Genomic DNA, 22,166 nt, shown 5'->3' with positions numbered 1-22,166 from the left:
TGCATAAAATAAATGATTATGCCGGCAATGTGGAATAAACTTTGCTGGCATATTTTGTTAAAAACGATAGGTATGAAATTGAATAAGAATTATTGTTTTTTGGTATTAATTACCATGATTTTAGGCGCTTGTTCGCCTAAGGTATTAACCCCGAAAACAGAAACTAAAAAAACTGAGGAGAAAGAGAAAACAGCTGAGAAAAAAGGCATTAAAAAATTCTCTCAAGCTAATGTTTCGCTTCTTGTTCCATTTAAACTTAACGAAGTTAATTTAAGATCGATGAGTAAGGCTGAAGCAGAAAAATATGCTATGCCTATCGATTTTTACCAAGGCTTTAAAATGGGTTTGGATTCCGTTGCTGCTTCTGGATTAAATTTTAAACTTAATGTTTTTGATACCCAGGATAATAATGCACGGATCGGTTCTCTTTATCAAAACGAAAATTTTAAAAAGAGCAACTTAGTTGTAGGACCAGTTTTTCCCGATGGTTTAAAATACATAGCCAATTATTCCAAGTTGAACAAGGTTGCCGTTGTTTCTCCTCTTGCAGCTTCGCAGCCTTCTGATTTTGATAACCCAAATCTGATATCGGTTGTGAGCAACATTGGTTTACACTCGAAAAAAATAGCTGCTTATATTGCTAAAACCTATAATCCTTCGAATACAGTTATTGTAATTATTAACCCGAAGAAAACGGAAGACGAACAGTTTGCTAATCCTTTACGAAGTTACTTCCAGGCGCAAACCAACAATAAATTTGTTGTACAGGAATACGCTTCGGCTTTTACCTTCGAAACCAGAATGATTAAGGGAAAGCAGTATGTTGTGGTAATCACTTCATCAGATCGGGCTTTTGTATTACCAACTATCGAAAAGCTTTATAAGTTGAAGAATTTACCCTCTGGTGGTTACAACATTAATTTGTTCGGGCACCCACTGTGGTCTAAACAGAATTATCCAACCGATAAACTTCAGGATTTAAATACCATAATCAGTTCATCTTATAAGGTTGATTATAAGAGTTCGAATGTGATCAGTTTTGTAAAGAAATATCGTAGCAGATATGGATTTGAGCCAGGAGAATATGCATTTAAAGGCTTCGATGTAGCTTACTTTTTCGGTAAGGTGTTAGCTTCATATGGCGAAGATTACCTGGAATATTTAACTAAAGAGAAATATAAGGGCTTACAAAATAATTTCACTTTTATCCATGATGAGCAATATGGCTATATTAACACGAGCCTGATGCTTTTGCGCTATAAAAACTTTGCCTTAAATATTATTGAGTAAAATTTATTAATTAAATGCATGAGAGTTGAACACCAGATCAGGGCTTTTGAACAGGTTTTACAAAATTACGATGGAAATTTGCCTTTACATCGCTTTTTGCCAGCTTACTTTAAGCAAAACAAACAAATGGGCTCTTCAGATAGAAGGTGGGCGACCAGGCATTTATATAGTTTTTTTAGATTAGGGAAAGCGCTCTCTCCATTAACTAATGAAGAGCGTTTAAGCGTAGCTGATTTTCTTTGTCATGATACTTTAAGTCTGATTGTTGAGAAAAACTTGCCTGATTTAAGTGAAAAAATAACAGCTGCTTTAACTGAAAAGCTAAAACTAATTTCCGCTAAATACCCCGATTTTAAGTTGGAAGAAGTTTACCCCTTCAATAGCCATTTATCAGAAAGTATTGATAAAGCAGAATTCTACAAATCATTTTTTGTGCAACCTGATTTATTTATCAGGGTTTCCGCAGAAAATGCTTCATCAGTTACCGCTAAGTTAAAAGCAGAAAATGTGGAGGTTAATGTGATTTCGGATACCACACTAGCCTTACCAAATGGTACTAAACTCGAAACTATTTTAAGCGAGGGAAGTTATCAGGTACAAGATTTATCATCTCAGCATACAGGTAGTTATTTTAAGCCTAACAAGTGGGATAAATGGTGGGACTGTTGTGCTGCATCGGGCGGCAAATCTTTGTTGCTGCATAGTTTAGAGCCTGTTGTGGAGTTGTTGGTCAGTGATTTACGTGAAAGTGTACTGATGAATCTCGATGAACGGTTTAGATTGGCTGGTATTAAAAAGTACCATAAAAAAGAACTTGATTTATTGCAGAACAATGAGCAGATTTTACATCACTACCAGTTTGATGGCATTATTCTAGATGCGCCTTGCACAGGTTCAGGTACATGGGGCAGAACTCCTGAAATGTTAACTTTCTTTGAAGAACGGAAAATAAATCAGTTTTCGGTAATTCAGAAAACCATCGTTCAAAATGTTGTTAAATATTTGAAACCTGGAAAGCCTTTAATTTACATTACCTGCTCGGCTTTTGCTGCCGAAAACGAAGAAGTTATCAAGCACATTACAACTAATTTACCACTTGAGTTAGAATCGATGGAATTAATAAAAGGTTACACTGAAAATGCTGACACGATGTTTGTGGCCAGGTTAATCAAAACCTAAGAATGCTCAAACCAGGATTTGAGGTTTTTTTTAAGGTATTTTACTGCTTCAATTAAAACAGCAATTGCCCCGATAATAACGGTATATTCTTCAAAGCTTTTCATAATAGCTTTATTGTTTAGATCAATATACGCAATTTTTGTTACAGATTTTTAGATTTCGGTTGATGAAATACCAACCGATAGGATGTTTTTGTTATGGATTTTTAGTTTTTCGGTCGGTGAGACACCAACAGGTAGGTAATGAGGATACAGATTAGATGGTTGGGGTTTATTATAGATCTTAGTTTTTCGGTCGGTGAGACACCATAGGAAGTTTTGTTATAGATCTTAGTTTTTCGGTCAGTGAGACACCAACCGATACTAGAACATACACATTCTCCATGCAACATCTTCCTTGCTATATTGCTACTTACAAGCCCGTATTATTTCTGAATAGCTTGATGGCTATAGCCAATAGGATTACACCGAAGGCTTTTCTAAGAATGTTTAGGCCCGATTTTCCAAATAATTTTTCGAGTCTGTTGGTGTTTTTTAAAACGAAGTAAACAAACAGGATATTAAGTATAATCCCGACCAGGATATTTTGAGTATGATATTCTGTTTTTAAGGAAAGCAGCGTGGTCATTGTGCCTGCTCCCGCAATTAAGGGGAATGCCAAAGGAACAATTGAAACCGTTTCCGGAGCTTCTTCCTTGAAAATGGTGAGTCCTAAAACCATTTCCATTGCAATAAAGAAAATTACAAATGAACCTGCAATTGCAAAAGATTCAACATCTAAACCAATTACTTTAAGTAAAGATTCGCCAACAAAAAGAAACAAAATCATTAAGCCGGCAGCAACAAGAGAAGCCTTTTCTGATTCGATATGACCAGCTTTTCTGCGTAACTCAATTACTACTGGAATTGCGCCTAAAATATCGATTATAGCAAAAAGAACCATCGTTGTCGATAGAATCTGACTTAAGTCGAACTTCATAAAATCGAATTTCATAGCGTAACAATTTTAAGCAAAGGTATAGCAATTTGTTCTAAAACGTTATTAATTTATTAGAAATAGAATTGCGTTCTCAAAGTAAATACATTGTCTTTTCGGTCTGCGGTATAATCTGGTATCTGCGTTGATTCATTTTTAATTATATCATAATAAACTACAGCCTTAAAATGTGGATTAAAGTGATGTAAAAAGCCAAATCCAAAAGTATCAAATCTTACATCTGCAGCAGTTAAACGCTGAGCGGCTGAAATATCCATGCCTTTTACTTTTGAATTTGGATCGTACCAGTCGTATTTGAAGATGATTTGGTTATCTGTACTATTAAGCGTTTGTACATAGGTAAAATATGCACCGTTAAAGGTTCTCGTATAATAGGGCAGTGCGATCGATTTATTATCTACAGGATATGATCCAGGTGTTGTTGAAGTTGTTGCTGTGGCCGTTTGCAATCCAGAAACTACTTCTGCCCGAAACTCTGATTTCCAGCTTTTTGTATTGGTTGATAATTGAACATCAGCACCATAATACCTTCTTGGTGCAACCTTATTTATGGTTGAAGCGGAAGAGTCTTTTACCATTTGCCATGAATCGTTAATTTTCTGCATTCTATAGCTCACAGGTAATCTATGATTTAAGCCGCCTTGAAGTGTACTTATTCCTCCTGCTATACTAAGCGGGATATTTTTAAATTTATAAGGCTTATGGCTTAACCTAAAAATAAAATCCTTACTGTTATCAAATTCTCCTGAACCCGCTAATCCCTGTCCATTATAAATACCAAAATCCAATGAAATATTTTTAAGTTTAGCATCTTTCCATCTTGGATTTAAGGTAAAGGTAGCCCCTAAATCACGTTCTGTTTTCATTAGAATTTGCGACATTCTGCCGCGTTCTGGCGCTTCTCGTACAGAGGAAGATAATTGCAGTTCATTTCCAAACGGGCGACCAGATAAACCGAATGTTACGGCCAGTATTTTCCATTTATTCTCATAGTAACGGCCCCAAAAATCGCGGATCGCAACCCCTTGTTCTGTCCCGTCAAATTGAAGCACGAAATAGGTAGATGGCGCACCTTCATCCGTTAAAAGCATATAATCTGCACGTAAACGCCCTCTTCTTAGTCGAAAGCGATTGCTTGTATATTCGCCAAAATTGCCGCCCTGGTATTCGGCTTGTGTACCATTCGATTGAGCAACCTGAAATTGAGGCTGTAAATACCCACTAAAAGAAAGTGAACCATATTTTTTGGAAATAATTAACAAATGATTAACTGTAGTGGAATCCATTACATCGTTAATGGTTCTTTGCGAATACGCCTGGGCTGAAAACAGCACGATAAGAATAATGGTAAAGAAGTATTTTTTTAACAATGAAAATGGATGACTCATCTGATCTTTTTTGCAAAGATAAATTATTAACAATTATTTAATATGAAAAAAGCCCCGATTTTGTCGGGGCTTTTAAAAAAGATATTTCTTTAGAATTATAATTCTGGCTTAGGAGGGTCAACTGGTTGAACAACCTTTCCTTTGTTTCTAAGAACTGAATTTCCTTTTCCATAGAAGAAATAAATGGCTACACCAATTGCCATCCAAATGGCTAATCTAATCCAAGCTTCTAACGGAAGTGAAGACATTAAATACACGCAAACAATTACACCCATAATTGGTACAAAAGGTACCCAAGGTGTTCTAAAAGGACGGTGTCTGTCTGGATCTGTTCTGCGTAACAACATTACGCCGATACAAACTAATGAGAATGCGAATAGAGTACCAATTGATACCATGTGACCTAAATCTGTAACTGGTACAAATCCTGCAAAGATGCTCACAAAGAACATAAAAAATATGTTTGTTTTGAATGGCGTTCTGAATTTAGAGTGGATACTGCTAAAGAACTTAGGTAATAACCCATCTTTAGACATTGTATAGAAAACCCTAGATTGACCCATTAACATTACTAATATTACTGAAGTATAACCTGCTAAAATTGCGATGATTAAACCCATTTGCAACCAGGTATATCCTGTAACTTTAAATGCTGTAGCGGCAGGAGAAGCATCACCTTTAAAAACTGTAAAAGGCACTAAACCTGTCATTACGTGTGCAAACAAAACGTATAAGATTGTACAAACCACTAATGAGCCTAATATACCAATTGGCATTCCTTTTTGTGGATTTTTAGCCTCTTGTGCTGCCGTAGAAACCGCATCGAAACCGATGAAAGCAAAGAATACCAATGCAGCACCTGCCGCAATACCAGAAATACCAAATTCACCTTTAACGCCTGTGTTTGCAGGTATATAAGGTGTATGATTTGCTGGGTTAATGAATTTCCAACCTAGCGCAATAAATACAATCACCACTGTAACCTTAACAATTACTAAAACATTGTTAAGACTTGCAGATTCTTTGGTACCGCGTATTAACATTAATGAAAGTAATGAAACAATTACTACCGCTGGAAAATTAATACCTCCGCCATCAACTTCTGCAAATGATTTTGTGAGGTACAGCGGCATTTCCAAGCCAAATTCATGCAATAATTTATTAAAATATCCCGACCATGAAACACCTACAGTGGCTGCACCTAAGGCATATTCTAATACTAAGTCCCATCCAATAACCCAAGCCATAAACTCACCCATTGTAGCATAAGAGTAAGTATATGCACTACCTGCTACCGGAATCATAGATGCAAATTCTGCATAACATAATCCTGCAAAAGCACAGCCTACTGCAGCTAATACAAATGATAAAGTTACGGCAGGTCCAGCATGGTCAGCTGCGGCAATACCAGTTAAAGAAAATAAACCTGCGCCAATAATAGCTCCTATACCTAGAGCTACGAGACTCGTACTGCTCAGTGTACGTTTGAGTGTACCCTCACCACTTTCAGCAGACTCTGCTATCAGCACATCAATGGGCTTTTTAAGATTCATAAGTTGTTTAGTCTTTTGTGTTTGTTGATTTTATGATAATAAGCGGTAAACCTAATTAAAAATTACGAAATAGTAAAAGGGATTTTTGTTAAAACCCCCTTTATCATTTGTTTATATCTATGTTTTTACAACTAATGCGTTAAAGTGTCGGTTGTATTTGTTAAAGTATCGATAATTGTATTGCCTGATCCATCAGTTTTTTGCTGAATTCTGATTTCCTTACGAATTTCCTGCTTATGTTCATTTGTAACCGCCTTAACTGCTATATATGGCGCAATAACCAATGAAACGATAGACATTAATTTAATTAAAATGTTCATCGAAGGTCCAGAAGTGTCTTTGAAGGGATCTCCAACGGTATCTCCTGTTACAGAAGCCTTGTGTGGCTCTGATTTTTTGTAAAACATTTCCCCATTAATCATTACGCCTTGCTCAAAAGATTTTTTGGCATTATCCCAGGCTCCTCCAGCATTACTTTGAAAAATCCCCATCAACACACCAGTAACGGTTACGCCCGCAAGTAAGCCTCCTAAAACTTCTGGTCCGAAAGTAAAGCCAATAATAATTGGTGTAATTAAAGCGATTGCTCCTGGCATCATCATTTCCCGGATAGATGCTTTGGTTGAAATGGCAACACATTTTTCATATTCTGGTTTTGCTTTATACTCCATAATTCCAGGGATTTCGCGGAACTGGCGACGAACTTCCTGTACCATATCCATAGCGGCCTTTCCAACAGCCTGAATACACAGTGCTGAAAATATAAAAGGAATCATTCCACCAACAAATAAACCTGCTAAAACAGGCGCTTTGTAAATATCGATAGCTGTAATGCCTGCAATACCAACAAAAGCGGCAAATAGTGCTAATGAAGTGAGCGCAGCAGATGCAATAGCAAAACCTTTACCTGTTGCAGCAGTTGTATTACCAACGGCATCTAAGTTGTCCGTACGTTCGCGAACCTCAGGTGGCAACTGACTCATTTCCGCAATACCACCAGCATTATCTGCAATCGGACCAAAAGCATCAATTGCTAGCTGCATAGCTGTGGTCGCCATCATACCTGCGGCAGCAATAGCAACTCCATATAAACCTGCAAAATGATATGAGGCCATAATTCCACCAGCTAAAACTAAGATTGGAATAACCGTAGATTTCATACCTACCGATAAACCTGCGATGATGTTTGTAGCATGGCCAGTTGAAGATTGTTGTATAATTGAATTAACAGGGCCTTTGCCCATTGCAGTGAAATACTCGGTAACAATACTCATAATTGTACCAACAACTAAACCCACAATAATTGCATAAAAAACATTAATGCTCGAAAATGCGTAACCACGTAAACTTAAAGTTTCAGGTAACATCCATTTCACAATAAAGAAAGATGCAATTGCTGTAATAACGATCGAAGACCAGTTGCCAAGGTTTAATGCATTTTGAACATTCGATTTTTCATCTTTTATGGTTACAAACCAGGTTCCAATGATTGAGAATAAAATTCCTAATCCGCAGATTACCATTGGCAAGAGGATAGGAGACATGCCGCCAAATTTATCGGTAACCGTAATTTCCTGGCCTAAAACCATCGTTGCTAAAATAGTTGCCACATAAGAACCGAATAAATCGGCACCCATACCCGCAACATCACCTACGTTATCGCCCACATTATCTGCAATTGTTGCCGGGTTACGTACATCATCTTCAGGAATCCCTGCTTCAACCTTACCTACTAAATCTGCACCTACATCGGCAGCTTTTGTATAAATACCACCGCCAACACGTGCAAATAAAGCAATTGATTCTGCTCCTAAAGAAAAGCCTGTTAAAACTTCGATAGCTGTTTTCATATTTAACACGCTCACGGTACCATCGGTCCCGATCACATTGAAATAAGAAAGAAAGACAATGAATAATCCACCTAAACCCAAAACGGCTAATCCTGCAACACCTAAACCCATTACCGTTCCGCCAGTAAAGGAAACTTTTAAGGCTTGTTTTAAACTGGTTCTGGCTGCCTGAGTAGTTCTTACGTTAGCCTTAGTTGCGGCTTTCATTCCTATATATCCTGCTGTAGCCGAAAATACAGCGCCTATAATAAAGGATATGGAAATAATCCAGCTGGAATGCATGGGTACACCATTAATTTCGGTAATGGTGCCAGAGTATGCTAAAAGTGCAGCAGTAAAAACTACGAAAATGCTTAATACTCTCCATTCTGCTTTTAAAAAGGCCATTGCCCCATCGGCAATGTAACCAGCGAGTTCTTGCATATTCGCATCACCAGCATCTTGCTTACTTACCCAGGCGCTTTTAAACATCATTACAATAATTCCGATAAGGCCTAAAGCCGGAACTGCATAAATTAAATTGTTTTGTAAAAAATCCATAGTTAATATTTGGTTTTTGAGTTCTTGATTCAGTACTCAACAGCTCATAACATTTTAAGTTTGGTTAGTACTTAATGTGAGGATACTGAATCGTTTAGTTTTGGTTATTAGTTTAGCAATATAATAAATAAATTACTACTGATTACTCGTCTGGGAAAAATTAATAACATGAATAAAATATTTTTTATTCGATTAAAATGATACAATGCAAGATGCGCTGAATTGTTTTTTTTAAATAAATTAGCCCAAACTAAAGCTAAACACCAAACCAAACAAAACTAAAAAATGGAAAAACTACAGGAAAAAGAACCTTCTAAAAGAAAATTAGGTCTTTTTGATGCTACAATGCTGGTAATGGGTTCGATGATCGGAAGCGGTATTTTTATCGTGAGTTCTGATATTATGAGGAATTTAGGGTCTGGTTACTGGCTAATTGTCGTGTGGATCATAACAGGCGTAATGACTGTCGCTGCTGCGATTTCTTACGGCGAACTTTCTTCCATGTTTCCTAAAGCAGGCGGGCAATACACTTATTTGAAGGAGATTTTCGGTAAGATGATGGGCTTCCTATATGGTTGGGGTATGTTTACGGTAATTCAAACAGGTACTATTGCAGCTGTTGCCGTTGCCTTTGGTAAATTTACAGCCTATCTAATTCCAGCATTAAACGATGCTGCTCCAATTTTTCAAAGTGGTAGTTATAAAATTACCTGGATCCAGATTCTGGCTATTGCGGTTATTTTGCTTTTAACCTATATTAATACAAAAGGCGTGGAGAGCGGTAAATTGTTGCAGAATGTTTTTACGGGATCAAAAATTATAGCTTTAATTGGCTTAATTATTTTAGGTTTTCTTTTAGTGAAAAACAATTTCTGGAGTGAAAATATGGGCTTTGGATGGAGTGCTTTTAATAATCTAAAAACAGATTTTAGCGGAAACTTTACCAAATCTGGATGGGAATCTATTTCTGGAATGACGATAATGGGTGGAATTGCAGCTGCAATGGTTGGTTCGGTATTTTCTAGTGTAGCCTGGGAAAACGTAACCTTTGTTTCGGGAGAAATTGAAAATCCCAAAAAGAATGTCGTGCGTTCGATGGTTTTGGGTACTTCGGCAGTAATGATCCTTTATTTGTTAGTCAATTTTGTTTATTTAAATGGCTTAAACAGAGATGGGATTGCTTTTGCTGTTAACGATCGAGTTGCCGTTGTGGTTTCTGAACAGATTTTTGGAGGAGGATTAGGCACAATTATAATGGCTGTGTTGGTTATGATTTCCACATTCGGCTGTGTAAACGGGATTGTACTTGCTGGATCAAGGGTGTTTCAAACCATGGCAAAAGACGGTATGTTTTTTAAGGCAGCTATTGAAAATAATAAAAACGGAGTTCCAGAAAAATCACTTTGGATGCAAGGAATCTGGGCTTCAGTTTTGTGTTTAAGCGGTCAGTATGGTAATCTTTTAGATATGATCTCTTTTGTAATTGTATTGTTCTATATGATTACAGTTTTTGGTGTGATTTATTTAAGGTTTAAAAAACCTGATATGGAAAGACCTTACAAAACATGGTTATATCCTGTTACTCCAATCGTATATTTATTAATTGGTGCTGCCTTCTGTATTTTGCTTTTAATTTATAAACAACAATATACCTGGCCTGGACTTGTGATTGTTTTGTTGGGCGTTCCTGTTTATGCTTTTATAAATAAGAAGAAAGCTTAAACGTTTATATTCGACAATAAACGTTTAAGTTGTGCAAAGCCAGGTGTTAGCAGAAATACAGGGTGCATACCTTACAGGAGTAATAACAAAATGGAAAAGCATAGCTTCTTGATATTTGAACCAAGCAAAAAAAAAGATTTTGTTTCTAATGAGACCATAATATACTCATTATGGTTTTTAGCTATTGTAATATTTTTTTTAACAGATAATTATGCCCAATCCAATGACTTAGTCTATTGGGGCAGGTTGAGTATTTTAGTTGCTATTGTAGCCTTATCAGGCTACTGGGCTTTAGTTGGTCTGTGGAAATATAGGCCCTTAAACGGAAAGTATAATGGCGAATTAGAATTCGGTGAAGATTACTTCAAAATTAATGACAAGCAAATTAAACTGAATGAAATAAATAAAATAGATATCAAAATCCAAGATTATCATGGAATGCAAACCAGGTCTAGAGGATCAGCTTTTAGTCCAGGCCTATCTCAAGGGATTAATAACTATGTAGAGTATATCAATCAAGATGGCACAAGCAACAGAGTATTCTTTAAACAGTCAGTTAAAAGTCAATACAGGGAGCTTCGCACTTTTATTATCTCAGCAATAAAGCTGAATAAAATTCCTTTTTTGAGAGGAATAGATTTATTAGGAATTGAAGATTATGATGAGATACAACAGTTTAAGCTAAACTTCTGCTAACAAGGGTTTAGCAAAACTTGGTGGAAGTTCTTTTTTGACCGTTCCAGTTTTCTAGTAACTTTACTCGAGCCACCAAGCTTCGCCAAGCCCCGAAACGTTGTATGCAACTCTGGGTGCATAACTAGCAAGAGCAAACTGTTCCATTTGACTAACTTTTTTGGATTATGAAGAACATATCAATAATTTCTCTAATAGCCCTTATAACCTTTACTGGCTGTAAACACGGCTATAAAGTTGAGAAGGGAAAAGTATTTTATGAATATTGGAACGAGGGAATTGGAATTGGACAAGGAAAACAATTAATTGAAGGAGCAGATGCTAAAACCTTTAAAGAATTAAAATTTGATTGTGACTGCGACTTTGAATTTGGTGGAGATAAAAACAAGCTTTACATAGACGGTAAGCCTATAAGAGATATTGATCCCAATACATTTAAATTTGCAGGAAACTATATTTTCAAAGACAAAGACTCCGTCTATTTTTTTGGTTTCTATAATGACATTAATAATTGTGCAATAAAAGGCATCAATTACAGCAAGCTAAAGTTACTTACTTTTCCATGGTCGAAAGCTGACAATATTTTGGTGCATGGCTATGACACTTTAAAACTTGAGGACATCGAACATTTTGTACCCATTGATAAAGACTGGGGTAAAACAAAAAGATATGTTATCAATAAGAATAAAATTTTGGTCAACGCTGACCCAGAAACTTTTAAAGTCATCAACAGTTATTCAGGAAAAGATAAAAATCATTTCTACGAATTCGGCAAGGTAAAGAGGTAAGCTGCATATAACAAGGGTTTTACAAAATTGGCGGGAATTCATCTTCAACCTGTTAGATTGCATAGAAATTTAACTTAACCGCCAACTTCGTAAAGCCCCGGGGCGTTATATGTAAGCCCATACCAACAGCAAAACCAACATTTAAATACAAAATTCATAGACAATATGGGACTTGACAGCATAGAACTAGTTATGGAATGGGAAAAGTATTTCAATACTGAAATCCCCGATAAAGAAGCTGTTAAAATGTCAACTGTACAGGACGCTATAGAATATATTTCAACCCAAGTAGAATATTCGCACCAGCAAATTGACACAAAAGAAAAGCTTTTAAGTGAATTTAGAAATTCCATTGTTGAACTGGGCATTAACTTTTCCATGACCTTACATGACAACATATTTCAGCAAATACCAGTAAAGGACCATGACACTTGGAAAAGGATTTCTTTGGAAACAAAGTTGGAAATGCCAGAACCATTAGCAGCCGGGGCATTGGGGGAATTTATTGACCGAATACTTCCGCAAAAAGACAATCTTGAACTTACAACCTTAGACAGGTTTATTGATCTTCTAGCTGCTGTAAACTACGAAAAAATTATTGACAGAAATCACATTCAAGACAAATATGAAGTTATGATTGCTGTTATGGGAATTACAATTCAGAAAATTGGAGTAAGTCCTTTTGAAGTTTTTCTGGACAGTTCATTTACCAAAGACCTTGGAATTGACTAACATGCATGGCCTACACATAACAGCGGTTTGGCAAAAGTGGCGGAGAATTCTTCTTCAACCTTTCCAATCTTTTAGTAAATTTATCTAATCCGCCACCTTCGCCAAGCCGCCGAACGTTATGCGTTGAGCACTTCCCAAAATTCAGACCATTTAAAAGTAGAATTCTAGACCGATCGCAGCGAGGCTATTAGAAAAACTATTAATTTTAATTGGTAATATGAAAAGAATCAAGTTTACGGAATCCCAGATTGTAAAAGCAATCAAGGAACATGAGAGCGGCAAAAACGTGCATGATCTCTGCAGAGAATTAGGAATTAGCACTGCAGCCTTTTACAAATGGCGCCAAAGGTATGGCGGAATGGAAGTCAAAGAACTATCGAAATTAAAGGCGCTGGAAGAAGAAAATGCACGTTTAAAGAAAATGTATGCGAATCTTAGCCTGGTGCATGAAGTGTTCAAGGAGGCTGTAGAAAAAAAGCTTTAACGCCTGACGAAAAGAAGGATTTAGTGGATGAAATGGTAAAAAGGATTAGCCATCGTCAGGCCTGTAAATGCGTTGGATTGAACCGAAGTAAACATTATTATCAACATAAACGACGCGATGACAGTGAAGTAGTTGATGCGCTTTCACTTCTTGTTGAAAAGCACGTTTCCATAGGCTTCTGGCAGTGCTACTACCGATTGCGTCGAAAAGGGCTTCAATGGAACCATAAAAAGATTTATAGGATTTATACTTCAATGAGGCTTAATATCCGCCGCAGGGGCAAAAAAAAGGCTGCCACAAAGAGTCAAAAAACCCTTATTCGTGCCAGAAACGGTAAATGAGGTATGGTCTATGGATTTTATGAGTGATGCACTTTGGAATGGACGGAAATTTAGGCTGTTAAACATCGCTGATGATTACAACAGAGAGATGCTTAATATGGAGATAGATTACTCACTTCCGGCATTGCGAGTTATAAGAGCCTTGGATGAACTAAAACAATATAGGGAGCTCCCAAAAAAAATAAGAATGGATAACGGGCCAGAGTTCATCTCACATAAGTTGGATGAATGGGCAAAGGAAAACAATGTTGAACTAGTCTTTATCCAGCCAGGAGAGCCAACGCAGAACGCATATATTGAAAGATTGAATGGAAGCATCAGAAGAGAATTGTTAAATGCCTACATATTTCACTCCCTGGATGATGTAAGGGAGAAAGTAGAGGAATGGATGGTGGATTACAATTACCATCGACCACACCAGGCATTGAACTTCAAATCTCCTATAGATCTATTGCAGGAAATTTGAGGACAAAATTATACTTTTGAATGGTCTGAAAAACAGGGGAGCTTACATGACGACAGGGGACTTGACATTGTTTCGGCTGACAGAGAAGCCTTAGGACCAATTTACAAGAAACATAATGACTGGATACTTGACTATGACAGAGAACAAATTGACAAACAGTTTGAATAGAAAAACGCGCTATAACAAGGGCTTTTCTTCAGGCGGGCTGAAGTGCCAAAATCAACGGTATTTTTTCGATTGAACTTTTGTGCAAAATTGAAGATTTTTGCTTCGATTGCCCCACCATCGCAAAGCCCCGAAACGTTAGGTGTAATACAACCGAATACAAACCATATGATTAAAAACCTTCTACCAATTCTGTTGATTATATTAACGCTCGGTTGTGACAACAGCATTGACAGTTCATTAATTAAGAGCAGAGAAAAGCTAAATTCGCCAAATAATGAATTTACTTTATATCGATATTTCATAGAAAGCTCAATGGCTTTTGGTTCGGGATTTACAGCTATTCAAATTATTCCGTTTAATAAAAACTGCAACTATTCCTCCCGAGATTTCTTAAGGTTCGGAAATAACTATCCGTTTTGGATAAAATGGAAAGATAGAAACACAATTTCGGTTAGATGTCTGGTTCAAGGCGCAGGACTTCAGAAAACTCAACCCTTTAAGCAAGAAGTAAGACAGTGGAAAGATTGGACTATTGAAATAGAATATTTTTCCATGTTTTCTTCTGGTTTAGGTGGCGAATACAATTGTACTAAATATTCAGTAGATGGAAATGTAATAGCTCTGAAAACAAACAAAGAACTATTAAAATTTAAAATGGATGACGTCCAGATTTCTATGGATGCCACTAGTATTAATTTAAAACATTTTAAAATCGACTATTTTAATTCGAAATATGGATTATCAATTACTTCTTATAATGTAACTGGTGATTTTGACGAAAATGACTTTATCAAACAACAAGCCTTTATCAAAATACCCGATTAAAAGTACTACACCTAACAACAGGTTTAAGTTAAGCCTCGGGCGAAGTAAGAACACGAAAATTTCATGCCATTTATTTAGATTAGTGCTTTGGGCATTTGGTGCAAGTAATTTTAGGCTCAACTTAAACGTGCAAAACGTTGGCTGTAATTAAATAACGACTCAATGCATAAATTAAAATACTTCATTATTATTGCATGTTTCTCTTTTTTTCTATTAGGTTGCGAAATGCCTAGCGCAGGACAAGAAGGGTTTTATGGGTTTTCAATAATTGACAAACAAGTTTTACAAATTGCCATTTATTTTGACGAAAAGAATGATTTTGATTGGGCAAAAGAAATTTGGAAAAACATAAAGCTAAAAAATAACGAACGCACAATAAGGGTTTACCTTAGGTGAGGGCTTCGCCGTTTGCAATAATAGCGAAACTGCAAAGTTCAACGGCAGTTCTTCGGTTCAACTTTTGTACAAAATTGAAGATTTGTGCTTCGGTTGCCCACACTCGGAAAGCCAAAAAAGGCTATCGTAACCAACAACGCCTCAGAAACCAATGAAGTACAAAAAAATAAAACCTTGCGAAGAATTAGAGCCCTATATTCATTTCTATTGGGAACTGAAAGGAAACGAAGTTGAAAGACAATGGGAACGGGTTTTTCCAGATGGTTGTGCGGGCATTGTAATGAATTTGGGAGATGCTTGTTTGACTGACAACGGATCAACTATAATGGAGTTTGGGAAAACTTATGTAGTTGGAGCAATGACTTCATTTAAAGACAGCTTTATTGATAACGAAACGCATTTAACAGGTGTGTGTCTAAAACCTGCGACCTTTGCAAATTTTTATAACTATACTTCACAAAATGAGCTGACCAATGACACCGTTGAATTTGAAAAATCTAATTCATTTAATGTTGATAAAACATTAGAAAATCCATTCAGTTATTTCGACCATTTTTATTCTGAAAGAATAAAAACAAAAACCAAGCAATTACAATCCGTTATTAATGATATTCATTCAACAGGTGGACAAACTGGTATTTACGAGCTATCAAAAAAACATTTCACTACAGTAAGACAATTAGAGCGAAATTTTAAAAAGCTCATCGGACTTTCGCCAAAAGAATATTCAAACATTATTCGTTTTCAGAATGCTTTAAGTTTAATCAAAAAATCAAGTCAAAATGGTAGCTTATTAGATATTGCATTTGAATGTGGCTATTACGACCATTCGCATCTTAGCAATGAAATCAAGCGAAATACTGGTCTCCCACCATCATTACTTTAATTTGTCGCATTTTTACAAAGTGCAACTTGTTGTTAAAAAGTATTTTTGCGTAACCATTAAAATTTAAAACAGATGCGAAAAATATCACTTTTTATTGCAACAAGTTTAGACGGCTACATTGCAAAACCAAACAACGACCTTAGTTTCTTGAAACTTGTTGAAAAGGAAGGCGAAGACTATGGCTATGCAGAATTTACGGACACGATTGATACATTTATTATTGGTAGAAAAACCTATGATTATGTGCTTAAAGAAATTGGCTCATCTCACTACGACAATGGAAAACGAGATGTTTATGTGATTACAAGGACTGAAAGGCCGCAGATAGGCAGAACAATTTTTTATACCGGAAACATAACTGAATTGGTTAAACAATTAAAGGCAGAAGAAGGAAAAAATATTTACTGCGACGGTGGGGCAGAAGTAATAAATGAACTATTGAAACACGATTTAATAGACGAGCTAATAATTTCGGTTATACCAGTTTTATTAGGCAACGGAACAAGACTTTTTAAAGATGGAAGACCTGAGCAAATACTTGAATTCATCGAAGTCAAAGCATTTGAAACAGGCTTAACGCAACTTTATTACAGGCGTAAAAAATAAACAGAAAAGCGCCAGCGAGGGTTTATCCTCAATGAGGGCTTCGCCGTTTGCAGTGGTGAGGTGAAATTGCAAAATTCAACAGCAGTTCCTCGATTACCCAAACATCGCACAACGCCAATAAATTCAATAGACGAAATTATAGGTTAATAAGTAAGTAAACTTAGTTCTTGATAAGTGAACATCGAACTAAAATTGATAAGGCATTTGTAATCTTGATATAAGTCTTTTTGCTTGATACTCAAATCTCGATAGTTATTGTGTATTTTTGCAGCCAATGGGAACACAGGTTGATTTAGGAATAAAAGGATATAAAAATTACGGCACGCATTTGCGTGAAAAGTATAATGGGCAAAGGGTTTTTAAAACTATTGTTGATGGCGGATTTACATGTCCGAATCGTGATGGGAGTAAAGGTTATGGCGGATGTACTTATTGTAATGTAGATTCTTTTACGCCAGAAATTTCTCGAAAAATGCCTACAATCCGCGAACAGCTTGAAAAAGGTATGGAGCGTGGAAAGAATTTTTATAAGGCAGATAAGTTTATAGTTTATTTTCAGCCCAATACCAATACCTATGCACCTGTACATTATTTAAAGATGATGTATGATGAGGCACTTTCTGTTAATCCAGAAGATGTAGTTGGTTTTTCAGTAGGTACCCGACCAGATTGTATCGATGCAGAAAAAGTTGCTTTGTTAGAAAGTTACACCGATCGGTATGATGTTGATTTGGAAATGGGAATGGAGTCGATTTACGATGAAACCCTTAATCAAATTAACAGAGGCTGCAGTCATGGTGAGTTTGTTGAGGCTGTAAAGCTTTTAGAAAATAGCAAGCTTGACTTATGTGTGCATACAATTTTCGGTTTCCCTTGGGAAACAAAAGAAATGATGTTGGGTTACATTCACGAAATTAACCGCTTTCCTCAAATCAAATTTGTAAAGTTTCATCATTTACATATTGTAGAAGGCTCGATTATGGGTGTTAAATACAAAAAAGAACCGTTTAAGCTTTTTACTTTAGAGGAATATACTGATCTGCTTTGTGAGTTAATTCCATTATTGCGCCCAGATATTGTGATACAAAGACTTTTTGGTATTTCTGACTGGGATTTATTAATTGCGCCAAACTGGGGGCTTAATAAATCGTCAATTCAAACCTATATTGATAAAGAAATTGAAAAAAGAGGCGTTGTTCAAGGTTCAGCATATTTTAGCTAAAAAAATAAAATTTTATATAATTTTGATAGAATCTAATGAAATTTCATGAGATTTTTTGTTTTTATGAAGTTTTGAATGCTAATTTCTCATAAAATATAGGTAAAATAATACAATTGTATCGTATTTTGTTATTTTGTTTTTGGTAAAAACAGTTGTTCATAACTCTGCTTTTTTTAATTAATTTCAATTATTGATGTATTTTTTGTTCTGTTTTATAAAAATTCTCTGTTTTTGTTAAAATATTTAATGTTGGTGGTGTAAAAAGTACAATATGTTGTACTTTTATTGAAATAATTTTAGTTATTTCTATTATTTAATCAACCAAACAAAATAAAACTTAAAACTATGGGTAAAATTTTAGTTAAACAGTATGCTCCATTTGTGATCTTGATAATTTTCGCAATTTTGGCACTATTTGTTCCATTACTTCCAAATTTTGATGAAGGAAAGTACAGTGGGCCAGACATGGCATTTATCTTAATTGCTGCGGCACTTGTATTTTTAATGACACCAGGACTTGCATTTTTCTATGGTGGTATGGTTCATCGTAAAAATGTTCTTTCTACTATGATTAAAAGTGTAGTAGCTGCGGGCGTAATTACGGTTCTATGGACTGTTGTAGGCTTCAGTTTAGCTTTTGGCGATACTATAGGTGGTTTTATTGGAAATCCTTCGACATTCTTATTTTTTAAAGGTGTAAATTCAGGCGCACCACACCTTCAAGGAGGATCGGACTTAACTATTCCGCTTTCTTTGTTTGCTGTGTTTCAATTAATGTTTGCAATTATTACACCTGGTTTAGTAGTAGGTGCAGTAGCAGAGCGTATCCGTTTTACCTCTTACATTTTATTTATTGTTTTATTCGCCATATTCGTTTACTCACCATTGGCACACTGGACCTGGCATCCACAAGGTTTCTTGTTTAAAATGGGTGTTTTAGATTTTGCAGGCGGTACAGTAGTTCACATTTCTGCTGGTATGGCGGCTTTAGCTGGTGCGCTAGTGTTAAAACGTAGAAAATCTCACCTGGAGCATAAAGAAGTTCCACCTGCTAATATTCCTTACGTATTAATTGGTACAGGTTTATTATGGTTTGGCTGGTTCGGTTTTAATGCGGGTTCTGCATTGGGTGCAAATAGTTTAGCTGTTTCTGCTTTCTTAACTACTAATACGGCTGCAGGTGCGGCAGGTTTATCTTGGATGTTTTTTGATGTCGCAAGAGGTAAAAAACCTTCGGTTCTTGGTTTTTGTATCGGTGCCGTTGTTGGTCTTGTTGCCATTACGCCTGGTGCAGGTTTTGTAAGTATTCCTTCTAGTATATTTATTGGTGCTATTGCGGCAGTAGTTTCAAATCTTGTTGTTTCATGGAAACAAAAAACAAGCTTAGATGATACTTTAGATGTATTTCCTTGTCATGGTGTAGGTGGTATTGTTGGTATGTTGTTAACTGGTGTTTTTGCTACCAAAACGGTAAATGCTGCTGGTGCCGATGGTTTGTTTTACGGTAACCCTGCATTCTTTGTAACACAGTTAAAAGGTGCTGTAATTGTAATCATCTTTAGTTTTGTTGTATCATTCGTAATTTTCAAACTAGTCAACTTAATCAACCCAATCAGAGTATCTGATGAGGAAGAAGAAATTGGTCTTGATGCATCTCAACATGATGAAAAATATTCTCAAGGTACCTTGTTAGTGGATGAAAGAGCAGCTTATGTTGCATCTAATAGTCCTGTTCAGGAAGCCCTTTAAGAACAAGTAATTTATATCTAAACCCATTTCATAAGCTCAAACATGAAGAAATTTTTAACCGCTATATTTAGTATAGCAAGCACTACGTGTGCCCTGGCGCAAGAGGCGCCAACGTCTCCACTTGAATTTTCAGGTTCTGTAGATACCTATTATAAATATGATTTTGCTAAAAGATCTAATATTCCGACATCATTCGTTTCTGACCATAATTCAGTTTCTCTAGGGATGATCGATTTGGTTTTAAAGAAAAAAACTGGAAAAGCATCGTTTGTTGGTGAAATTTCATTCGGTCCCCGTGGTCAAACACAATCTCTTCCAGATGCTGCTGCTGGAGGTTCATCATTCCACATTCAGAATTTATATGTGAATTATGATTTTTCGGATAAGTTTTCAATGACTGCAGGTTACATGGGAACATTTATTGGCTATGAGGTGATCTCGCCAGTTGGAAACTTTAACTATTCAACTTCATACTTGTTTACAAATGGTCCGTTCCAGAATGCAGGTATTAAAGCAACCTATAAATTCTCTGATAAAGTGAGTTTAATGGCTGGTTTATTTAACGATTGGAATGTTTACAGTGCAACCCGAGGTGTTTCGAGCATTGGCGGTCAGTTAATGATTTCGCCTGTTGAAGGTTGGACGGCATACTTAAATGTATTATCTGGAGCAGATCCTTATGGTTACGGTACAATCGAAGATTTAACAACTTCATATCAAATTACGAAATCTTTTAAATTGGGTTTAAATGCAGCTAATTACGATATGGCTGATGATGCAGGCGGTTACGCAGGCGTTGCTTTGTATCCTCAAATTGCTGTTGCCGAAGCAGTAACTTTAGGTTTAAGAGGGGAGTATTTCAAAACAAAAGATGTTGGTGCAGTGCAAGGCACATCTTACACGGGCTTAACGCTTACAGCTAATATTAAATCAGGCGGTTTAACTTTTATTCCTGAGGTGAGATTAGATCACAATGGTGATAAACCATTCTTTAATAAAACAGGAGGTGCTGCGCCTAATGCAGGTCAGTTCTCTTTAGCAGCTGTTTACGCTTTTTAAGAAATAATTAATTTCGAAAACTAGCCTCTGGCTTTTAAGCCAGAGGCTTTTTATTACCTTTATTTTTTTAGTAAATATTTGCCAATATGAAATACAGTTTGATTTTATTATTAACGATTGCTTCATTAAATGTTGTTGCCCAGCAAAAGCAATTTCCATTAGATGATAATGGTAAATATATTTACTATGAGGTTGTGGATACGAAAACAACCAATAAAGATAGCTTGATGTTAAGAGCTGCCTCTTTTTTTAATCTTTATAAAAAATCGATCAACACAGAAAGCACAACCGATACCTCAATGCTTGCTAGGGGTAAAATGATAATAGATAAAACAATCTTAGTGGCAGGACACCCAAGCGGAGAGGTGAATTACAAGTTCAGCTTCGAAGCAAGGGATAAAAAATATAGGTTCTGGTTAAGCGAATTTGAGTACATTCCATACGGACGTGACCGATATGGTAATTACGTTGCAACTACCAAAATTGCAACCCCCTTAGAAAAAACGCCAGGCAAACTAAATGCTGGCGAATGGAAGGATATTGTTGAGGCTACTTATGCAAAGGCAGCTAAGCTTGCTGAAAATTTTAAGAAAGCACTTGCGACTAACCTTACGGAGAAACCGAAAAAAAAGGCGGAAACAATATCGACTAAAAAATGGTAGCCAGGATTTAGAGCCTGCCCAATAAGGCTTCTACTTTTTTATATCTGAAATTAAATATTCCATTTATTTTATTGTTTACAATAATACTATTGGCAATAGATCCAATTGGACCCCAACCAATGGCATAGTGTAAAATATCGTGCATCAAAACACCACCATCAATGGCTTCGAAATGATGATTGTGGTGCCAAAAAGCAAATGGACCAAATCGCTGCTCATCAATAAAATATTCTTTATCCTTTACATGGGTAATTTCTGTCATCCAGTTTAATTTGATCCCCAATAAAGGTGCAACCTTATAGGTAATAATCATACCAGGGTACATTTTTGCATCTTTTGAAATCGGTGAAGTCACATCAAAAGTCATATCATCTGGTGTAATTTCAGATAAGTTAAGTGGTGATGAAAAGAAGTTCCAGGCTGTATCTAAATCAACTGGTATTTTTTGCGAGAATTCTAAACGATAAGTTTTCAAATTATAAATTTAAAACACAACAGCCGAAAAGCTATTTTGTTGTTTTTATTTTAAAATGAAAAAGGAGTATCTCTTCCATTATAAGTTAAGGTTTAA

At 36.1% G+C, this 22,166-nt stretch carries 19 protein-coding genes and 2 pseudogenes; 16 read left to right on the top strand and 5 right to left on the bottom strand.

What is annotated here, in order from left to right:
- Positions 1 to 72: 72 nt before the first annotated feature.
- Positions 73 to 1,290: an ABC transporter substrate-binding protein gene (locus ABD692_RS11615; RefSeq protein WP_344767149.1), complete on the top strand. Its 1,218-nt coding sequence runs from the start codon at positions 73 to 75 to the stop codon at positions 1,288 to 1,290.
- An 18-nt stretch (positions 1,291 to 1,308) separates the two neighbouring features.
- Positions 1,309 to 2,469 (top strand): RsmB/NOP family class I SAM-dependent RNA methyltransferase, encoded by a 1,161-nt coding sequence (locus ABD692_RS11610; protein ID WP_316764898.1) that lies wholly within the window; start codon positions 1,309 to 1,311, stop codon positions 2,467 to 2,469.
- A gap of 411 nt (positions 2,470 to 2,880) precedes the next feature.
- Here ABD692_RS11610 and ABD692_RS11605 read toward each other — a convergent pair whose 3' ends face one another.
- The 4 genes from ABD692_RS11605 to ABD692_RS11590 all read right to left on the bottom strand — a co-directional run bounded on the left by ABD692_RS11605 (position 2,881) and on the right by ABD692_RS11590 (position 8,796).
- Positions 2,881 to 3,447: a MarC family protein gene (locus ABD692_RS11605; RefSeq protein WP_316764966.1), complete on the bottom strand. Its 567-nt coding sequence runs from the start codon at positions 3,445 to 3,447 to the stop codon at positions 2,881 to 2,883.
- 71 nt (positions 3,448 to 3,518) lie between these two features.
- A complete protein-coding gene (locus ABD692_RS11600; protein WP_316764900.1) occupies positions 3,519 to 4,853 on the bottom strand; it encodes a porin in 1,335 nt (444 codons plus the stop codon).
- Between the two features lie 95 nt (positions 4,854 to 4,948).
- Positions 4,949 to 6,406 carry an amino acid permease gene (locus ABD692_RS11595; RefSeq protein WP_344767146.1) on the bottom strand — a complete coding sequence of 486 codons (1,458 nt, stop codon included), beginning with the start codon at positions 6,404 to 6,406 and terminating at the stop codon, positions 4,949 to 4,951.
- A 131-nt stretch (positions 6,407 to 6,537) separates the two neighbouring features.
- On the bottom strand, positions 6,538 to 8,796 hold the full coding sequence (locus ABD692_RS11590; RefSeq protein WP_316764904.1) for a sodium-translocating pyrophosphatase: 2,259 nt from the start codon (positions 8,794 to 8,796) through the stop codon (positions 6,538 to 6,540).
- Positions 8,797 to 9,081: 285 nt separating this feature from the next.
- Here ABD692_RS11590 and ABD692_RS11585 point away from each other — a divergent pair, with 285 nt between their 5' ends.
- The 14 genes and pseudogenes from ABD692_RS11585 to ABD692_RS11525 all read left to right on the top strand — a co-directional run bounded on the left by ABD692_RS11585 (position 9,082) and on the right by ABD692_RS11525 (position 21,595).
- Entirely contained in the window at positions 9,082 to 10,518 is a 1,437-nt protein-coding gene (locus ABD692_RS11585; RefSeq protein ID WP_344767144.1) for an APC family permease, read from the top strand.
- Between the two features lie 90 nt (positions 10,519 to 10,608).
- Positions 10,609 to 11,214, top strand: coding sequence for a hypothetical protein (locus ABD692_RS11580; protein ID WP_344767142.1), 606 nt, complete (start codon positions 10,609 to 10,611; stop codon positions 11,212 to 11,214).
- Between the two features lie 164 nt (positions 11,215 to 11,378).
- Positions 11,379 to 11,999, top strand: a complete 621-nt coding sequence (locus tag ABD692_RS11575; RefSeq protein WP_344767140.1) for a DKNYY domain-containing protein — start codon at positions 11,379 to 11,381, stop codon at positions 11,997 to 11,999.
- A gap of 165 nt (positions 12,000 to 12,164) precedes the next feature.
- Entirely contained in the window at positions 12,165 to 12,731 is a 567-nt protein-coding gene (locus tag ABD692_RS11570) for an acyl carrier protein (RefSeq protein WP_344767138.1), read from the top strand.
- 217 nt (positions 12,732 to 12,948) lie between these two features.
- Positions 12,949 to 14,022: pseudogene (locus ABD692_RS11565) on the top strand (IS3 family transposase).
- Between the two features lie 57 nt (positions 14,023 to 14,079).
- Positions 14,080 to 14,190, top strand: a pseudogene (locus tag ABD692_RS20970) (DUF3885 domain-containing protein); the annotation flags it as partial.
- A 165-nt stretch (positions 14,191 to 14,355) separates the two neighbouring features.
- Positions 14,356 to 15,015, top strand: a complete 660-nt coding sequence (locus tag ABD692_RS11560) for a hypothetical protein (protein WP_344767136.1) — start codon at positions 14,356 to 14,358, stop codon at positions 15,013 to 15,015.
- Between the two features lie 162 nt (positions 15,016 to 15,177).
- Positions 15,178 to 15,411, top strand: coding sequence for a hypothetical protein (locus tag ABD692_RS11555; RefSeq protein WP_344767134.1), 234 nt, complete (start codon positions 15,178 to 15,180; stop codon positions 15,409 to 15,411).
- 151 nt (positions 15,412 to 15,562) lie between these two features.
- Entirely contained in the window at positions 15,563 to 16,297 is a 735-nt protein-coding gene (locus tag ABD692_RS11550; protein ID WP_344767132.1) for a DUF6597 domain-containing transcriptional factor, read from the top strand.
- A gap of 72 nt (positions 16,298 to 16,369) precedes the next feature.
- Positions 16,370 to 16,903, top strand: a complete 534-nt coding sequence (locus ABD692_RS11545) for a dihydrofolate reductase family protein (RefSeq protein WP_344767130.1) — start codon at positions 16,370 to 16,372, stop codon at positions 16,901 to 16,903.
- Positions 16,904 to 17,177: 274 nt separating this feature from the next.
- A complete protein-coding gene (gene mnmL / locus ABD692_RS11540) occupies positions 17,178 to 18,125 on the top strand; it encodes a tRNA modification radical SAM protein MnmL/YtqA (RefSeq protein ID WP_316764920.1) in 948 nt (315 codons plus the stop codon).
- A gap of 345 nt (positions 18,126 to 18,470) precedes the next feature.
- Positions 18,471 to 19,874, top strand: a complete 1,404-nt coding sequence (locus tag ABD692_RS11535) for an ammonium transporter (RefSeq protein WP_344767127.1) — start codon at positions 18,471 to 18,473, stop codon at positions 19,872 to 19,874.
- Between the two features lie 42 nt (positions 19,875 to 19,916).
- Entirely contained in the window at positions 19,917 to 20,933 is a 1,017-nt protein-coding gene (locus tag ABD692_RS11530) for a porin (protein ID WP_316764924.1), read from the top strand.
- Positions 20,934 to 21,019: 86 nt separating this feature from the next.
- Positions 21,020 to 21,595: a DUF4468 domain-containing protein gene (locus ABD692_RS11525; RefSeq protein ID WP_316764926.1), complete on the top strand. Its 576-nt coding sequence runs from the start codon at positions 21,020 to 21,022 to the stop codon at positions 21,593 to 21,595.
- Between the two features lie 7 nt (positions 21,596 to 21,602).
- On the opposite strand, the gene ABD692_RS11520 is transcribed toward ABD692_RS11525, so the two are convergent.
- Positions 21,603 to 22,070 (bottom strand): SRPBCC family protein, encoded by a 468-nt coding sequence (locus ABD692_RS11520; RefSeq protein ID WP_344767124.1) that lies wholly within the window; start codon positions 22,068 to 22,070, stop codon positions 21,603 to 21,605.
- Positions 22,071 to 22,166 lie beyond the last annotated feature (96 nt).

It is taken from the genome of Pedobacter ginsengiterrae, assembly GCF_039537385.1.
GTDB classification, from domain to species: Bacteria; Bacteroidota; Bacteroidia; order Sphingobacteriales; family Sphingobacteriaceae; genus Pedobacter; species Pedobacter ginsengiterrae.
Note: the sequence above shows the minus strand (reverse complement) of the source record. Positions and strands in the feature narration are given on the sequence as shown.

What these genes read in the sequence shown, in the direction of transcription:
- ABD692_RS11560 (WP_344767136.1), top strand. Translation starts at nt 14,356, where the DNA reads ATGATTAAAAACCTTCTACCAATTCTGTTGATTATATTAACGCTCGGT.
- ABD692_RS11615 (WP_344767149.1), top strand. Translation starts at nt 73, where the DNA reads ATGAAATTGAATAAGAATTATTGTTTTTTGGTATTAATTACCATGATT.
- ABD692_RS11570 (WP_344767138.1), top strand. Translation starts at nt 12,165, where the DNA reads ATGGGACTTGACAGCATAGAACTAGTTATGGAATGGGAAAAGTATTTC.
- ABD692_RS11525 (WP_316764926.1), top strand. Translation starts at nt 21,020, where the DNA reads ATGAAATACAGTTTGATTTTATTATTAACGATTGCTTCATTAAATGTT.
- ABD692_RS11590 (WP_316764904.1), bottom strand. Translation starts at nt 8,796, where the DNA reads ATGGATTTTTTACAAAACAATTTAATTTATGCAGTTCCGGCTTTAGGC.
- ABD692_RS11535 (WP_344767127.1), top strand. Translation starts at nt 18,471, where the DNA reads ATGGGTAAAATTTTAGTTAAACAGTATGCTCCATTTGTGATCTTGATA.
- ABD692_RS11605 (WP_316764966.1), bottom strand. Translation starts at nt 3,447, where the DNA reads ATGAAGTTCGACTTAAGTCAGATTCTATCGACAACGATGGTTCTTTTT.
- ABD692_RS11550 (WP_344767132.1), top strand. Translation starts at nt 15,563, where the DNA reads ATGAAGTACAAAAAAATAAAACCTTGCGAAGAATTAGAGCCCTATATT.
- ABD692_RS11595 (WP_344767146.1), bottom strand. Translation starts at nt 6,406, where the DNA reads ATGAATCTTAAAAAGCCCATTGATGTGCTGATAGCAGAGTCTGCTGAA.
- ABD692_RS11585 (WP_344767144.1), top strand. Translation starts at nt 9,082, where the DNA reads ATGGAAAAACTACAGGAAAAAGAACCTTCTAAAAGAAAATTAGGTCTT.
- ABD692_RS11600 (WP_316764900.1), bottom strand. Translation starts at nt 4,853, where the DNA reads ATGAGTCATCCATTTTCATTGTTAAAAAAATACTTCTTTACCATTATT.
- ABD692_RS11580 (WP_344767142.1), top strand. Translation starts at nt 10,609, where the DNA reads ATGGAAAAGCATAGCTTCTTGATATTTGAACCAAGCAAAAAAAAAGAT.
- ABD692_RS11555 (WP_344767134.1), top strand. Translation starts at nt 15,178, where the DNA reads ATGCATAAATTAAAATACTTCATTATTATTGCATGTTTCTCTTTTTTT.
- mnmL (WP_316764920.1), top strand. Translation starts at nt 17,178, where the DNA reads ATGGGAACACAGGTTGATTTAGGAATAAAAGGATATAAAAATTACGGC.
- ABD692_RS11530 (WP_316764924.1), top strand. Translation starts at nt 19,917, where the DNA reads ATGAAGAAATTTTTAACCGCTATATTTAGTATAGCAAGCACTACGTGT.
- ABD692_RS11575 (WP_344767140.1), top strand. Translation starts at nt 11,379, where the DNA reads ATGAAGAACATATCAATAATTTCTCTAATAGCCCTTATAACCTTTACT.
- ABD692_RS11610 (WP_316764898.1), top strand. Translation starts at nt 1,309, where the DNA reads ATGAGAGTTGAACACCAGATCAGGGCTTTTGAACAGGTTTTACAAAAT.
- ABD692_RS11545 (WP_344767130.1), top strand. Translation starts at nt 16,370, where the DNA reads ATGCGAAAAATATCACTTTTTATTGCAACAAGTTTAGACGGCTACATT.